Origin of the sequence: Rubinisphaera margarita, from assembly GCF_022267515.1 — a bacterium.
Lineage (GTDB): Bacteria > Planctomycetota > Planctomycetia > Planctomycetales > Planctomycetaceae > Rubinisphaera > Rubinisphaera margarita.
The window spans coordinates 945697-961302 of sequence record NZ_JAKFGB010000009.1; the positions used below are offsets into that span (position 1 = coordinate 945697).

Sequence of the window (15606 nt, forward strand, 5' to 3'; positions counted from 1 at the left end):
TGGAAAAATGGCATTGTGAACCACCGCTGGCCCATCAAATTGTCCCCGTGTCATCATTCATTCTAGTTCAGCCTCATGCGGTACTCAATTCCCTGTCCGATCGGAGTGCAGATCCGCGCTGCTCAGAGTTTCCACATGAGTCCGTACCGAGGCCGCCAGAGCGTCGCGGTCGTATCCACCTTCAAGAAGGGAGACGATCCGGGTTTTGGCGTGCGTCCGTGCGATTTCGCCGACAAATCGAGTCAACCGGCCAAAATCTTCGGTGTCGAGATTCAGCGAGCCGATTGGATCGAGACGATGAGCGTCGAAGCCGGCACTGATTAATACGAGTTCGGGGCGACACTTGTCCGCAAACGATCCCAGGGTCTCTTCGAATGCCTTGAGATACTGCTCAGGTGTCGTGTTGGCCGGCAACGGCAGGTTGCGAATCGTCCCCAGACCTTTCCCCGTTCCTGTCTCCTCCGCTGCCCCGGTGCCGGGATAGAACGGCCAGCGATGAGCCGAGAAGAACCAGATCTGTTCGTCTTCGTACACCAGATCCTGCGTGCCGTTGCCGTGATGCACATCCCAATCGACGATCAGCACCCGCTTCAGGCCATGCCTTTTGACGGCATGCCGGGCGGCAACGACGACGTTATTCACCAGGCAGAACCCCATCGCCGAGTCGGCAACAGCGTGATGTCCCGGCGGCCGCATGGCGCAGAACGCCGTTCTCGCAGAACCGGAGATGACTGCATCGACCGCATCGATCGCGGTTTGGGCGGCCAGCAGGGCCACATCGTAAGAATCGGCACAGACCACAGTATCGGCGTCCCAGTTGCCTCCGCCATGAACCGCGAATTGATCGAGTCGATGCAGATAAGAGGCGGTGTGGACCGTTGTCAGCAGGTCGAGAAGTTCTTCACGATGCTCGGCATTGAACGGATCCTGTGCTTCCCGCGCCCGAAGATCAGCCGGATCAGCGGCAGCGAGAATCGGCTGCATCATCTTTTCGATGCTCTTGAGCCGGAGCGAAGTCTCCGGATGGCTGCCGGTTCGATGATCGAGGAACCGTTCGTCATGTAAGTAGAGACAACGAGTTGTTTCGTCGGCGACAGGCATGCTGATTCAGGAGGTATCCGCTGAAAAGCCGATGGAATCGGAAGGCTGCAGGGGCAGGCAACGTGAAAATACGAAGTTTGCAGGCTCACCATATTTTCATGAGGCTCGCGGGATCGTACAATACCGCACAGCCGATTTTCGGGGATTCGGGCGTTTTGCCGGAACTCCGATCTGTTGAGATCCGTCCTTCATTCTGATCCAATCTCTCGGGATCTCACGGTTTTCTGCATCCAGGTTGGCCGCACGTTTCGTGTTCATTTCCGGGCGAACCTTGTTCCATTGAACGGAAAAATCCTAAAAACCAGTTTTTCAGGCCTATTGCCGCCCACCAGAGACCGGCACGTTCGACGTATAAGTGTTTCGGAAGCTATTCTCTTGGCATAGGGAGACAGGGGCTTCATAATAAACTCGCGCTATGCGATGTTCGGTCCGTGTTGCCATTCACTGCGCCGCAGAGACTGAGCTCCCTTTCGGCGGCCGTTCCGGTTCCCGGCCTCGCATGCGATTCGACATGACGCGAACAGATACCAGAGCAGGGGATGTTGTGTTCTCACTGATCAGAAATATAAAGTCTGCCCAAGTTCTCGCGGCCCTACTCGGAGCGGCAGTTTCGCTGTCCGGGCTCGAGACCTTCTCGCGTTCTCCCGACTCTGTTCTCTACGCTCAGGGGGAAGTGAACAATCAGGAGCTCGTTAACGCTGCCCAGCTTCAGCAGCTCAAACGCAACGGACCGCAGCTGTTCACGGCCATGGGACAAAGCAACCTGAAGCAGTCCGACATCGCTCTGCTGACCGAAATGACGCAGATTCAGGTTCTGCAGATGAGCATGAAGGAAAAGCGGACCGAACTGGCCGACATTCGCGAGCGACTCAAACGCGATCTCAATCTGCGGGCCACCCCAGCCGTCCGCTCCGTCATGGTTCCCGAGGTCATCAAGAATTGCGAAGCACTGCTGCAGCATCCGCTGCCGGTCCGACTCAACGCCTGCCTGCTGATTACGGAAATGAATGAAGAACCGGGGCAGCTCGCCCGTCAGGTTCCCGCCAAGCCCTGGGTCGGCATGACCGATCCGCTGCTCAAGGTTCTCAACGATCCGGAACAGCACATCGCCGTCAAGGTGATCGCGGCCAACGGTTTGATGCGTCTCTGTCAGGATGGAAGTCCCAAGGTCGACGTCCGCTCGCGGATCGCCGATACGATGATCAGCGAGTTGAGCAAACCCAGTCTGCACGAGTGGTATCAGCGGACGCTCGTTCAGGCGGTCTCTTTCACCGATGTGCTTTTCGACAAGGCACGCCGGCCTTACATCGTGCAGAAACTTGCCGAGATTCTCGTCGATTCCAAGCAACCCTGGAGCGTTCGCGCCGAAGCGGCTGCCGGGCTCGGACGGACGAACATGAATGGCGAGATCAATGTTTCGCTGGTCTCTCACGAGATCGTTCGCTTCGCCCACGAGATGGGTCAGCAGTTCAACGCGAACCCGAACGCCCCGCACTGGCGGTATTGTGCCTTTCGTGTTTACACCGCCTACAAACCGGAAGCGTCCGGCCGACAGGCGCTGCTGACCCGGACACAGTCGCCGCCGCTCAGCGGCTATCGTGCGGAAGTCGCCTCGGCTTACGATGTCGTACTGCCGGTCGTGAACGGCGTGCTGAGCAACAACGTCGCCAATCCCAAGGCGATGCCCAACGCCGTGCTCGACAAAGCCAAGACGTGGCTCGACCAGAACCCGCCGCCGAATCTGACCATCGGACCAAACGTCAAACCCCTCCGCAACGCCGGCTAAAACGCGTCTCATGTACCGGCGGCATCCTGCCGCCGAATGCGTACGCCTTCGTCTTCGGCGCTGAACGGCTGACGAACGCAGTTGGGTTTTCAGCTCCCCGCCCGCTGAGACGCTCTACGTCGGTTCCTGCAACCACGTCCTTTCGACGGCAGGATGCGGCTCCTACGGAGTTGGCCGGCGGGTTGTGAACTCCGGGGCTCCCCGCTCAATTGCTAGGTTTCCCCCTCGCTGCTGACCTTCTATAATCGGGGATCTTCTCAAGACCTCATCGTCGCTCTTCGGACCGGCGATTTTTCCATTTTTGAAGGCAACCGGTGCGATGGCGAAGCAACAGATTCATCAGTACGAAATGGCCAACGGCATGACTCTGCTCATCGAGCACATGCCTGCTGTCCGCTCCGCCGCCATTACGCTGACTGTCCCCGCCGGGACCGCTCACGAGCAGAGAGGCGAGAACGGGACATCGGCTCTGCTGGCGGATCTGCTCCTTCGCGGAGCAGGAGACATGGACTCGCGAACTCTGTCGGTCGCTTTCGATAACCTCGGCGTCCAGCATTCCGTTTCGCCGGGCTGGTTCCACATCACCCTGCACGCCGCGACCGTCGCCGAGCGAATCCCCGAGGCTCTGGAATTGATCTCCAAGGTCATTCAGGAGCCACGACTCGAAGCCGATCATTTCGAAATGTGTCAGGTCGGCCGCGAACAGGTGCTCCGTTCCATCGAAGACGAGCCGCGACAGAAGCTGACTGTGGAATTGCGCCGCCGCAGTTATTCCCCGCCCTGGAACCGTCCGCTCGAAGGGACGCTGGATCATCTTCAGAACATTTCGCTCGATTCGGTGACCGATCACTACCGCCGATGCTGCGTCCCGCAGGGGGCGATCCTGGGAATCGCCGGCTATGTCGATCCGATCGTGATTCGCGGACTTTGCGATCAACTCTTCGGCGGCTGGAAGGGGATCGCCCCCGAGCCGCTCAAAGAGCTCGAGCCGAAGGTGCATCAGGGGCACCTCAAGCACGATTCCACGCAGACCCACATCGGCATCGCCTACCCGGCTGTGCCGTATCGCGATCCTGATTACTACAAAGCCTGGGCCGCAGTCGGCATTCTGAGCGGCGGCATGAGCTCGCGGCTCTTCACTAAGGTCCGCGAAGAACGGGGGCTCTGTTATGCGATCGGTGCCTCGCTGAACACGCTGCGGGACCGGGCCCGCGTGATCTGTTATGCCGGGACGACCAACGAACGTGCTCAGGAAACGCTTGATGTCACGCTCAACGAGTTGATCAATTTCGGGGACGACATTTCCGAAGACGAACTGCAGCGATGCAAAGCCCGGGCGAAGTCGTCGCTGATCATGCAGGAAGAATCGACCATGGCCCGAGCCGGCGCGATGGTCCGCGACTGGTTCCACCTGAAACGTATCAGCACGCTGGAGGAAGTTCGCCAGAAGGTCGAAGCCTTGACCGTCGATCAGATCGTCGATTACGTCAATAAGCGCTCGGCTCGACAGTTCCAGGTCCTCACCCTGGGCCCGGAACCACTGAGTGTGCAGGGCGAAGTCGACATCAGTGATATGTAACAACGAAGTCAGACCTCGCCCCAGAAGCTGCCCCCTGGGCGAGGTCGACGGAGCGGCGGCCCGTTTTGAAGAGTGAATTTCTCTGAGAGAGTCCGCTCATGAACCTGAGCATCATCATCCCGAATCAGACGTGGACGTTCGCCCTGGAAGATCTTCAGCGCGGGGATCCGGCGTTGCAGGTCGCCGATGTCGCTGAACGGTTTCCTGGTCGCCAGGGGACTGGGCTGCTGTTCCGCCAGTGGCTGGAGCAACTCATCGGCGATTCGATTCTCGTTCAGTCGCTGGTACTGCGTTCCAGTCAGGACGGCTTTGAAAAGATCATCCACTGGGGGCTCATTCCCGACGACGCCGTGCTGATTTACGCACTGGGCGACGAACCACTTCCGCCGGATATGGGGGGGCCATGTCGGCTGCTGGTCCCGGGGACCGTGCTTTGCGGGCGTTCCGAACTCGACAACTGCGTGAATGTGAAGCATCTTGACTCGGTAGAGCTTCAGCCGGCTACCGGAACCGATGCAGTTTGACAGGTCGCTGTAGATTGCCAGATCGATCAGCCCTGCGCGGTCGCTGAATGAACTTGGAATTCCTCGATCGAATTGCGCAGATCTGGCTTGTCAACCGGAAAATCGGTCGGCACAATACGCCCCCTCCGGAGTTCAGAAGGAACTCTACTTACGACCCCGGCGTCTGAACGTCAGACGAATCGGAGTCACCCACATGGACTGTGAAAGTTCGATCGAAAGGACTCAAGGATGAGTTGTGTCTCGATCTACCGCCCGAGCGGTATTGCTGAAGAACCAATGACGATCCCGTTTCCCCGGCTCCGCTTTGGCCGGACGTCTTCGGACGACGGGGCTCAAACGCTGGCTCTGAACCGTGCTCGCCTGATGCATCACAACCGGTTCTGCCCCTGCTGCAACTCGGTGGCCGTGGAGCCGCTGGAACTCAATGATCCCTCGCTGAACGCCTCCGGCATGCCGATTCCAGGGACCGCGACCGTGGTCGCCTTCCATTGCAACGGCTGCTATCATGAGTGGCCCGTCGCAGCGCGATAGCCGATCACGAGCAGAGAATCGCGCCGCTTCCGCGTTCAGGAATGCCGCAGGATCCCGGTTCTGCGGAGAAGGAGACGCCGTGATTCGCCTGCTGCTGTTCGTCTGCCTGCTGTGGACCGCTCAACCGACATCAGCCTCCGACTGGCCCCAGATTCTGGGGCCGGATCGCAACGCCGTGGTCGCCGAAGCTCCGCCCAATTTTGGCTGGTCCGGAGAGAGTCCGAAAGTGCTCTGGCGAACTCCGGCTGGTTCGGGTGTCGCGGGGGCGGCCATCGTGGAAGGCACGGCGTACCTGTTCTTCCGCGTTGAAGACGAGGAAGTTCTCGAAGCTCGGGAATTGAAGTCAGGTCAGCTGCAGTGGACGCAGAAGTTCCCCACGAACTATCAGCCGCGCATCATGCCCGACGACGGTCCGCTCTGCGTCCCGACCATCAGCGGCGATCGTATCGTGCTGTTCGGAGCCTCCGGTGGACTCCGGTGCCTGGAACGCAAGACCGGCAAAGTTCTCTGGTCGCGGGATGCGCTCGAAGACTACGGAGCCGATGAAGGCTACTTCGGAGCCGGCAGTTCTCCGCTGATCACAGAGAACCTGGTCCTCGTCAACGTCGGTGGATTCCGGGATAATGCTGGCGTGGTCGCCTTCGATCTGAAATCGGGTCAGACCGTCTGGCAGACTGGAGCCTGGCAGCCGAGCTATTCCGCTCCGATTCTCACGCAGGTGAATGGAACACCCATCGCCATCTTCTGCACACGGCTCGATACGGTGGGACTCAATCCGAAGACAGGCGAAGTCCTGTTCCAGACTCCGTTTGGAGCACGGGGGCCAACGGTCAACGGAGCGACGCCGGTCGTTCGCGGGGATCACCTTTTCCTCACCGCCAGCTACAACATCGGCAGCGTCTGGGCCCGATTCAACGACAAGTCGATCGAGATCGAACGGACCGGACTGGATCCGATGGCTTCTCAGTACACGACGCCTGTTCCCGTCGGAACGTCCCTCATAGGCTGCGACGGCCGGCAGGATGGACCAGATGCCGATCTCGTCTGCTTCGACCCGGCGACCGGCGATGTCCGCTGGCGGGAAACCGGCTTCGGTTACGCCACGCTGATCCGAGTCGGCAACCAGCTGTTGATCGTCAAAACTGATGGAGAACTCGTTCTCGCCAAGGCCAGCGAAGAGCGTCTTCAGATCCTGCAACGAACCTCTGTTCTGGACGGAGTCACCCGCGCCTTGCCCGCTCTCAGTGGCAATGTCCTCGTCGTCCGCAACGAACAGGAATGGATCTGCCTGCAGCTGGTTGCTGATAAGTAGTAGTACGCACCTTGTGCTGCGATACGCCTGACGGCGATCCCAGTCTAAGGGCTGTCTCGCCATTTCAACTCGAGGCGTGAGCGAGGGCCCGTTTCAGAGGCGACGTTGGCTTCCCTTGCAGATCTTTAGGTCTGGGATGCTGTCAGAGGTGTGATTGTGCCGGTTCTTCGCGTCATCCGGGCTGCAATTGTGACGATTCCTGCTTCCGCTCCGCTCCTGTTGCCGTTTCGCAACGTAGGGTTCCCTTGAGGCGACATCGGTTGCACGAAAAAGCAACATTCCGCCTCCGGTTCGGATGGATGCCGGACCTGGTCGAAAGCTTCCGCTGCGTGCGAAGGATCTCTGTTTCATGACAATGCATCAACACCCCGCCTCCGAAACCTCACCGTCACCCGAGAACACTACAACAACGCAGACGGTTTCTGTCGATGCGTCGTCCTTGATTGTCGGTCGTGAAACGCGTTTCCCGCTCTACGACCGCGCCGGCGTGCTGCTCCTTGCCGAGGGATCGATGATCACCGAGGTGTTCAAGTCGAAACTGAGAGAACGCTTCATCACCCGGCTCGACGTTCACAGCGACGATGCCAATCTGATCTCGACCGAACATGTCGTCGCCAGTCTTGAAAAGCAAAAGACCTCCGTGCCTTGTGACGAGGCCATAGACACTCAGCTGAAAAAGGCCGTAAAGGCCGGGCTACAGTTTGTCACCAACGAAGGGACCGTCGCCCGCGATCTTGTCGAGCGTCATGGAACGGCGGGATATGAAGAGGAAACGCGAGACGAGATGACTCGCCGCACAACCGAAGACTGCGAAGTCATCGATGATCTGATGCTGACCGTCGCCGACTTCCGGCAAGTCGATGGCGGCCAGATCCGGACTTCCATCGACAGCACCCTGAAAAACCTCTGCCAGGATTTTGACTGCGTGAATGCAGCCGCTTTGCAGTTGTCCGATGACGCCACTCTCGCCCGACATTGTTATCGGATGGCGGTGCTCGGAATGAGTATCGCGGTTGAACTGGGCCTAAACGAGCAGAACGTTTCCCGCGTGGGGACCACGGGACTGGTGCACGACTGGGGCATGTTGAAAGTGCCCGAAGAGATCCGCAATCCCAGCCGGCCACTCAACAGCGTCGAACAGTTTGAAGTGCAGAAGCACGTTATGCATTCGCTCGATATGCTCAGTCGCGTGAAAGGTCTGCCGACGCTCGTGCCGCTCGTTTCGTACCAGGTTCACGAGCAGATGAACGGTCAGGGCTATCCCCGCCGGCGTCACGGAGCGAACATTCATCTGTTTGCCCGTATTCTGAATGTCGCTCACACATATGTGGAACTGACGACCGCCTATGCGTACCGCCCGGCGTTATCTCCCTACGATGCGATGCTGCAGATTCTGAAAGCAACCAAGCAGGGCGTGCACGATCCGAATGTGATTCGAGCATTGCTCCGCGCTCAGTCGCTCTTTCCTGTCGGCAGCACAGTCATGCTTTCTTCCGGACGCATGGCCAAAGTTCTGCGGGCGAACGGCGATCGGTTCACCGAGCCGATCGTTCAGATTGTGCAGGACCAGCACGGTCGAAATGTCCTCACGGCCAGCGCGGAGAACATCGTCGATCTTGCTCAAGGCGACTGCTACATCACGCAGGCTCTGCCGATTCTGCATGGTCCGGAAGCGATCCCGGCTCCGCACTTCCTCAAGAACGCCGCTGCTTTGAAAAAAGTACAATCGTCGAAGACGCAGGAAGCCTCGAATCACTGATCCAAACGGGACGTGGTCATTTGACACCCGACGGGCCGAGGCCGTCTTGCCCCATCCTCCCGATTTGTGATACACCACGACTGACTGATCTCAGGATCCGTGCGCAGTTTCCGCGCCGGGCCCCGGCCGTCCATGGATGCGACCGCCGCCAGCAGATCTCAGCGACTTCGGTCGCGTTTCGACTTCCAGGGATGGATCGTTGTCTACGTCGCTCCGACATCAGGAATCGCCGGCTCCCAGCCGCTCCGCAAAGACGGATCGCGCGCTGTCTCCGGCCGTGTGGCTGATTCCGGTTTCGCTGCTCATCGCAGCCGGTTGCTGTCTGACGATCGATCTCCCCGTGGCCCGCTTCTTCCATGCCGGCCACTACCCCGGTTTTCTCCGCGAGCTTGTCGAGAACACCGAACCTTTCGGGCATGGCATCGGCGTGGTTCTCCTGCTCACATCGCTGGCTCTGGTTCATCGAGAACAGTCACTGCGATACGTCACCGCCGGAGCGATTGCTCTCGGAGCCGGGCTCTGCACGAATGTCATCAAGTTTACTTACGGCCGGACCCGTCCGCGCGACCTTGAACTCGCCGGAGCCGATTTCGCGGATACGTTCACCGGCTGGCTTCCCGTCCTGCAGGACATCGGCGGCAGCCAGAGCTTTCCCTCCGGACATACCACCGTCGCCTGGGCGCTGGCGGTTGTGCTGACACAGCTGTTCCCGACCGGTCGCGGATTGTTCTTCACCCTGGCGGTGTTCGTCGCTTACGGACGCGTTCAATGTGGAGCGCATTATCCGAGCGATGTGTTCGCCGGAGCTGCACTCGGGTGGACTGTGGCGACTCTCGTGTTGAATTACGGACCCGCTCGCGTGCGGGCGATAATGTCCGATCCCATCTCATCCACTTCAGAACCTCGTTTGACCATCACTCCAGACAGCCATTCTCAGGCTGCCTGATACTCGTTGTGGCCATCTCGACAACCTGTTTCCAGAAATGGTTCCTGCCATGTCACAATCGTCTGCTCCCAACCTCAGCATCTCTGTTGTCGTGCCGATCCACAACGAAGAAGAGAACATTCCGATCCTGCATCAGCAGCTGGTCGATGAACTCGGCCCGAGTGGACGCGACTATGAACTGATTCTCGTCGACGATGGGTCCACCGACACCAGTCTCGAGAAACTGACTCAGCTGGCCGAACGCGATCCGCACGTCGTCGTTGTGCAGTTCCGCCGCAACTACGGACAGACCGCGGCTATGCAGGCCGGAATCGATGTCGCTTCGAACGACGTCGTCATTACCATGGACGGCGACCTCCAGAACGATCCCTCCGACATCCCGCTGATGATGGAAAAGATCGAAGCCGGCTTCGATCTCGTTCACGGCTGGCGGAAGAATCGTCAGGACGCCTTTATCAACCGCAAGCTTCCTTCCAAGATCGCCAACCGGCTCATCTCCAAGACGACCGGTTTCCCGATTCACGATCTCGGCTGTACCCTGAAGGCGATCCGCCGCGAGATCGCGCAGGAGCTCGAACTCTACGGCGAAATGCACCGCTTCATTCCGATTCTGGCTCATCGCCGCGGGGCGAAATGCGTTGAAGTCGTCACCAGGCACCATGCCCGCCGCTTCGGCCAGACTAAATACGGAATTGGTCGCACGACTCGCGTCGTTCTCGACCTGATCACCGTCAACTTCCTGCTCAAGTACTTCGACAGCCCGATGAAGCTGTTCGGTCGCCTGGGAATCTGGTGCGTCGGTATCGCCGGCGTCTCCGCTCTCGCCACGATCGGCATGAAACTCGTTGGCGGCATCGACATGACCGGCAATCCGCTGTTGCTCCAGACGGTTCTCTCCGTAATGGTCGGCATGCAGTTCCTCAGCCTCGGAATCCTTGGCGAAGTCTGCACCCGCCTGTATTACACGAACTCTTCGAATCGCCATTACGCCGTGCGTCGCATCATCCGTCAGGAAAGCGAAGACCGCATGACGATTCCGGCTCGGGCCGCATAATCAGAGCGATTCGGACAATCGGAACTGGTGGTATCCTTCCAGTCGATCGAGATATTCCTCAAGCCGTCGCAGCATTGCGGCGGCTTTTTCGCGTTCGGTCATGGTGTAGCACCGCTCGCAGCAGCGGATCGCACTCAGCAACAGATTGCTCAGATCAAACGCCTGCAACGTCTCGCGTTCGGCATTCGAGAGCGGCCGCACTTCGGAGTACGCCTTCACAGCATCGGTCCAGGCCTTAAGATTATTGCCAAGGAGGCTGCCGAGCAGGCGTGTCAGATCGGTCGCGACGCTATCCGTTCCCGTTGCCGCCCAGTCGATCACTCCGCTGATCTGGCCGTCAGTCATGAGGACATGCTCCCGCCACAGATCGCGGGCGACCGGTTGAAGCAAAAGTGGCGTTGAAGCTGCGGATTGTAAAAGTTGCAACGCCTGAGCGGCAATTTCCGGAAGAAGTTCTTTGAGCCTGAGATGAAGCGGAACAACCTTCTCCGCCATCGCGCCGGGGGAGCCTGGCCCCTGTTTTATCGCGATTCCGTGTCGCAGGGCCTCATGGAGCAGTTCGAGTCTTCGCCGCAGCGCCGGGGACAAACTGATCACTGCCTGCCGGATCTCGCCGCTGCTTCCCGATGGCGGCACATACTTTGCACTTTCGAGATGCAGGGCAGCGATCGCGTGCATGGCTGCCGTCAATATCTGCGGATTCGGATCAACTGGCAGAGGAGTTCCGAGAAGAAACGGTTCGATGTGAAAGAGCCGCTGTCGGTAAAAACCGAACAGATCCCCCATTGTGTCGGGGATTGGGACGGGTACTCTGGTCGGTTGCGAGGAATTGAGATGCACGAGGAAGTGAGCCAGCCGGCTCAATCGGGAAGGGGACTGAACAGACTCAGGCCAGATTCGCAGCACGAACGGTCCCGCCGGGGCCTCGTAGCGGTAGACACCTGCTCCGCTGAAGCCGCCGGCGAGCCGCCGCAGACTGCCGAAACTCGGCCGGTTCTCCGGTCTGTGTAACCGGAAGATTATTTTTGAATCAGGATCGCTTTCCGCCGGGGCCATACTTCTTGATTGACAACCGTAATTTAGCGGGTGTACAAGGGATAGAGATTAGAACGATGTGAGAAAATAGACTAAAGGGCCCTGCAAGAGGCAAGGCACTCAACGGACTTCGAAGACCGGTGGCTGTCGTCGAAGCTCATTGTAATTCACTGGCGGGTTCGATGCCCGTCAGAGCTCTTTCATGAGGAAAGCGACCCACACCTGAGCATTCTTCACACTGAGAGGAACCCATGACCAAGAGCATTAGCAGTCTGACCAAAATCGCTGTCTGTGGACTGCTCGTTCTGAGCACGACCACGACTGCCGACGCCGGGCTTATCCCCTGGACTTATAACGCAATCTTCGGCCCGGTCGGATCGACCTTCGCGGCTCGCCCCGCTTACGGTTACACGGCCAATTATGGCGGTTACAACGCCGGCGGCTGTTGCGGCACCAACTATACTGCCGGGTACAGCGCTGGTTACACCCCGTACTACGCCGGTTATTCGGGCTACACGACGAACTACTACGCCGCCTACCCGACTACCAGTTACTACGGCGCCGTCAACTCCTGTGGAAGTTGTGGCACGTGCGGCACCTGCAATACCTGTAACTACGGCTGTGCGACCAACTGCTGCACGACCGGCTGCACCGGCTGCAGCAACTGCGTTGGTGGCAACAACTGCTGCACCGGGTTGAACTCAGCGACTGGCACCACGACGCCGGCTCCGGCCACTCCGTCGCCGACTCCGACCACGACCTTCAAGTCGACCGAGCCGACGCTCAACAAGGACACGAACACCGATTCCAAGAACTACGACGACGAGTCGAACAATTCCGGTGGATTCGAGATGCCGGAACGCAACGGGACCGATGCCGCTCCGCGTTCGGACGCTCCCCCGTTCAACTTCGACAGCAGTAGCAGCCGCGAATCGCTGAAGGTTCCCGCTCCTGTTGAGCAGATCCCGGCCGAATCCGGTTCGGACGCGTTGCGGGCCCCACGGCTCGACCTGATTCCTGCTCCGGTCGCTATCGATGAAACCGACCTGAGCTGGTCCGTCACCGCAACACCGACCCGCGTGACTCGTTCGGCTCGCTTCAGCGTTCCGACCGTTGCTCGCTACTCGCCAACGCAGATGAACGACCTGCTGCCACCACTGCCGGTTCAGGTCGCAGGCAAGTAATTCCATCAACTCCGGTTGAAAACACAGAGCGGTGCAGGACTCAAATCCCGCACCGCTTTTTTCATGCGCACTCGTGGCAGATTACTTCAAAGCAGGCCCTCCAGGGGTGGCCCTGATAGCTCGGCTATCAGGGCGGCGCAGCCGTAGGAGCACGCCGTTTGATGTCCCCCTATCAACCGCGATCCCCACAAAGAAGATCTGGCATTGGAATCTCCACGCTCAACCGCACCCTCCGACGGCTTAGCCGCCCCCGAAACCCGGACGGGGAACAGACAAGGCGATCCAGATAACAATTCCTGCATCGCTGTTTATGCGCGCTCAAGGTTTCTCACTTCAAAGCAGGCCCTCCAGGGGTGGCCCTGATAGCTCGGCTATCAGGGCGGCGCAGCCGTGGGAGCACGCCGTTTGATGCCCCCCATCAACCGCGATCTTCACTAAGAAGATCTGGCAGTGAAAGACTCCACGCTCAACCGCACCCTCCAACGGCTCCGCCGCCCCGAAAGAATCTTTCGGGGCCACCCGGACGTTCGCGTTTAGCGGGCTTCCGCCAGTTCAAAGCTCTGCGTTTCCATGCACGCCAGAGACGCCAGGACCTTCCGTGTGCCGGAGAACGGTTTGCGGGCATGCATGGCGATCGTGTTGTCAATCAGCACCGCATCGCCCGGTTGCCATTCCAGATCGTAAGAAAGCTCATTGGCCAGTTCGATGGCTCGAGCCACGGCTGCCGGATCGAGTGGGTTGCCATCGCCATGACGGATCGCCTTGCTCGGATCATTGCGACTGTCTTTCCAGCCACTGAAGGCCGCGATCAACTGGTTGAAGAAGACAGGACGGCCGGAGATCGTTTCGCGAACAGCCGGCAAAGGCGGAGTCGTCGCTTCAAGACAGCCATCTTCACGCCAGACCCAACTGTAGTTGAGGTCCTGCAATCGTTGCTCCGCCGCCTCGCGACTGTCGACGCCGAGCGTGCTCTTCCAACTGCGTCCCATGCCCGACTGGGCATCGTTCTCCGAAGGCATTACGTTGGTGTACTTCAGCCCTTTCTCGCGACAGGCGGCGACAAACTCGGGGCAATCGGCTTCGAGCCGCTTCAGCAGAATGTCCGACCGACAGATCGGCGTCGCTCCGCCAACCTCGGGGGCGATCTCGCAATAGAACATGATCCAGCGCGGAAACAACGGCGTTTGAGCCATCTCGTGATGGAAGAAAATCTGCACATCGGGCGGAGCTTCGTTGGCGGAGAACACCCGCTCGGTTCGATTCACCCGCACCGCATTCGACAGCGACTTCGCGTACGGAAAGTTCGGCAACTGCAGTGCCTGGATGAACTGATCAAACTCATTCGCGGTCGGCATCGGCAGCCCCCGGAAGAGGACGGCTCCATGCTGCGTCGCCTCGACGAGGAGTTCGTCTCGGGCGCCGGAGATCGCTTCAAGCAACGGAGTAAGCTGAGCATTCTCGTCCCGGCAGAGATAGCCAGCCGGAAACTGCGAACCGTCCTCGTACTGCTGTGCGTTCAAATCGGAAGCCGACGCACGCTCCAGTTTCAAGTCCTGCGGGGGCCAGGTGCTCATGATTCGATCTCTCTTATTGAGTGCGGATGATAACAGTCTCAGTGTGTGGTCACGGCTGTTTCGGTCGGCTGCCAGGCATGCACGGCGACGCCGGCTGCTCCGAAGGCTCCGACCAGATCGCCGAGTTCGGAGTAGGCAACCGCCGGCGTTCGGGCATGCACGGCCGGGAGGTGCTCAAGCAGCGTCGCCTGAAGGGCGTCCAGGAATCGGTTGCCTGTCTCCTGAAGCGGTCCAGCAATCAGGATCTTTTCGGGATCGAGAACCAGCGTCAGAGAAGCGAGGACTGCTCCCAGGTGCTGGGCCGCTTTCTGCAGAATCTCGCAGGCCAGCGTGTCCCCCGAATCCACGGCCTCGTGGAATGAATCCCACGACACGCGCTGCCGAACGGCTCGCATTGATGTCTTTCGTCCCGAGGCAATCGCTTCGGTCGCGGACTGCAGCAGACTGCTGATGGAAGCGACGTCTTCCAGAGCGGCATCTGACTCCCCATTCGGAATCGGCCAGCGACCGATCTCGCCGGCAAGCCCGTGCGTTCCCCGATAGAGTTCGCCATTCACGAACACCCCGGCTCCGATGCCACTGCGGATGCCGACACAGAGATAGTTCTGACTGTCGCGCCCCTGACCAAACCAGCGTTCGGCCAGAGCCATCGCCCGAATGTTGTTCTCCAGATGAACCGGAACTTCGAACTGGTTCCCGAAGCGATCCGCCAGCGGCAGGTCGGTCCAGCCTCGAATGTGTGCGTAATGCAAAGCGACGCCGCGTTCGGCATCGAAGATTCCAGGAACGCCAAGCCCGATCGCCAGCAGTGGCCGCGATTGATCACGGACATCCTCGATCGTTGCCGCGATCTGCTCAGTGACTTCGTTCGCATTGGCCGTCTGCTTCAGGGAAACGGATCGGTCCCGCAGCAGCCGTTGAGCAAAGTCGACGCTCACACCCCGAATGGATCGGGAGTCGAGATCGATGCCGATGAACTGCCCCGCTTCGGGATTCAATTCCAGCACCACCGGCGGTCGTCCGGGGGAAGAGACGGGAACAGATGCGACCCGCAGGAAACCCTGTTCGAGCAGACGATCGACATGGATGCCAGCAGTTGAAGGGGCAATCGCCAGCCGCCGCGACAACTCCACACGCGACAGCGGCTGCTGCAGTCGCATTGCCTCAACCATTTGTGCGGGCAGGGGATCACTCATCAGGAATCACTTCAAAAGTGTGTTA

At 59.4% G+C, this 15606-nt stretch carries 13 protein-coding genes; 9 read left to right on the top strand and 4 right to left on the bottom strand.

From position 1 onward, the window contains the following. Positions 1-84: 84 nt before the first annotated feature. A complete protein-coding gene (locus tag L1A08_RS07010) occupies positions 85-1101 on the bottom strand; it encodes a histone deacetylase family protein (RefSeq protein WP_238755600.1) in 1017 nt (338 codons plus the stop codon). A 673-nt stretch (positions 1102-1774) separates the two neighbouring features. Here L1A08_RS07010 and L1A08_RS07015 point away from each other — a divergent pair. The 8 genes from L1A08_RS07015 to L1A08_RS07050 all read left to right on the top strand — a co-directional run bounded on the left by L1A08_RS07015 (position 1775) and on the right by L1A08_RS07050 (position 10592). Further along, positions 1775-2887: a hypothetical protein gene (locus L1A08_RS07015; protein WP_238755601.1), complete on the top strand. Its 1113-nt coding sequence runs from the start codon at positions 1775-1777 to the stop codon at positions 2885-2887. A 319-nt stretch (positions 2888-3206) separates the two neighbouring features. Continuing rightward, on the top strand, positions 3207-4466 hold the full coding sequence (locus tag L1A08_RS07020) for a M16 family metallopeptidase (protein ID WP_238755602.1): 1260 nt from the start codon (positions 3207-3209) through the stop codon (positions 4464-4466). A 98-nt stretch (positions 4467-4564) separates the two neighbouring features. Beyond that, positions 4565-4990 (top strand): molybdopterin-dependent oxidoreductase, encoded by a 426-nt coding sequence (locus L1A08_RS07025; RefSeq protein WP_238755603.1) that lies wholly within the window; start codon positions 4565-4567, stop codon positions 4988-4990. 228 nt (positions 4991-5218) lie between these two features. After that, entirely contained in the window at positions 5219-5521 is a 303-nt protein-coding gene (locus L1A08_RS07030) for a hypothetical protein (RefSeq protein WP_238755604.1), read from the top strand. Between the two features lie 79 nt (positions 5522-5600). After that, entirely contained in the window at positions 5601-6833 is a 1233-nt protein-coding gene (locus L1A08_RS07035; protein ID WP_238755605.1) for an outer membrane protein assembly factor BamB family protein, read from the top strand. 349 nt (positions 6834-7182) lie between these two features. Next, positions 7183-8592 carry an HD-GYP domain-containing protein gene (locus L1A08_RS07040; RefSeq protein WP_238755606.1) on the top strand — a complete coding sequence of 470 codons (1410 nt, stop codon included), beginning with the start codon at positions 7183-7185 and terminating at the stop codon, positions 8590-8592. 199 nt (positions 8593-8791) lie between these two features. Then, the gene (locus L1A08_RS07045; protein ID WP_238755607.1) at positions 8792-9538 is read left to right on the top strand and encodes a phosphatase PAP2 family protein; all 747 of its coding nucleotides are present in this window, start codon (positions 8792-8794) and stop codon (positions 9536-9538) included. A 49-nt stretch (positions 9539-9587) separates the two neighbouring features. Continuing rightward, positions 9588-10592: a glycosyltransferase family 2 protein gene (locus tag L1A08_RS07050; RefSeq protein ID WP_238755608.1), complete on the top strand. Its 1005-nt coding sequence runs from the start codon at positions 9588-9590 to the stop codon at positions 10590-10592. Here the strand turns inward: L1A08_RS07050 and L1A08_RS07055 are convergent, their stop codons facing one another. Next, a complete protein-coding gene (locus L1A08_RS07055; RefSeq protein ID WP_238755609.1) occupies positions 10593-11648 on the bottom strand; it encodes a phosphotransferase in 1056 nt (351 codons plus the stop codon). Positions 11649-11878: 230 nt separating this feature from the next. On the opposite strand from L1A08_RS07055, the gene L1A08_RS07060 reads away from it, so the two are divergent. Next, positions 11879-12811 carry a heterocycloanthracin/sonorensin family bacteriocin gene (locus L1A08_RS07060; protein ID WP_238755610.1) on the top strand — a complete coding sequence of 311 codons (933 nt, stop codon included), beginning with the start codon at positions 11879-11881 and terminating at the stop codon, positions 12809-12811. A gap of 533 nt (positions 12812-13344) precedes the next feature. On the opposite strand, the gene L1A08_RS07065 is transcribed toward L1A08_RS07060, so the two are convergent. After that, positions 13345-14385, bottom strand: a complete 1041-nt coding sequence (locus L1A08_RS07065; protein WP_238755611.1) for a TauD/TfdA family dioxygenase — start codon at positions 14383-14385, stop codon at positions 13345-13347. A gap of 38 nt (positions 14386-14423) precedes the next feature. Continuing rightward, positions 14424-15581, bottom strand: a complete 1158-nt coding sequence (locus tag L1A08_RS07070) for an ROK family transcriptional regulator (protein ID WP_238755612.1) — start codon at positions 15579-15581, stop codon at positions 14424-14426. Positions 15582-15606: the final 25 nt, after the last annotated feature.

Coding starts and splice junctions, on each gene's coding strand:
- L1A08_RS07055 (WP_238755609.1), bottom strand. CDS start 11,648: ATGGCCCCGGCGGAAAGCGATCCTGATTCAAAAATAATCTTCCGGTTA.
- L1A08_RS07070 (WP_238755612.1), bottom strand. CDS start 15,581: ATGAGTGATCCCCTGCCCGCACAAATGGTTGAGGCAATGCGACTGCAG.
- L1A08_RS07030 (WP_238755604.1), top strand. CDS start 5,219: ATGAGTTGTGTCTCGATCTACCGCCCGAGCGGTATTGCTGAAGAACCA.
- L1A08_RS07020 (WP_238755602.1), top strand. CDS start 3,207: ATGGCGAAGCAACAGATTCATCAGTACGAAATGGCCAACGGCATGACT.
- L1A08_RS07060 (WP_238755610.1), top strand. CDS start 11,879: ATGACCAAGAGCATTAGCAGTCTGACCAAAATCGCTGTCTGTGGACTG.
- L1A08_RS07040 (WP_238755606.1), top strand. CDS start 7,183: ATGACAATGCATCAACACCCCGCCTCCGAAACCTCACCGTCACCCGAG.
- L1A08_RS07025 (WP_238755603.1), top strand. CDS start 4,565: ATGAACCTGAGCATCATCATCCCGAATCAGACGTGGACGTTCGCCCTG.
- L1A08_RS07050 (WP_238755608.1), top strand. CDS start 9,588: ATGTCACAATCGTCTGCTCCCAACCTCAGCATCTCTGTTGTCGTGCCG.
- L1A08_RS07065 (WP_238755611.1), bottom strand. CDS start 14,385: ATGAGCACCTGGCCCCCGCAGGACTTGAAACTGGAGCGTGCGTCGGCT.
- L1A08_RS07010 (WP_238755600.1), bottom strand. CDS start 1,101: ATGCCTGTCGCCGACGAAACAACTCGTTGTCTCTACTTACATGACGAA.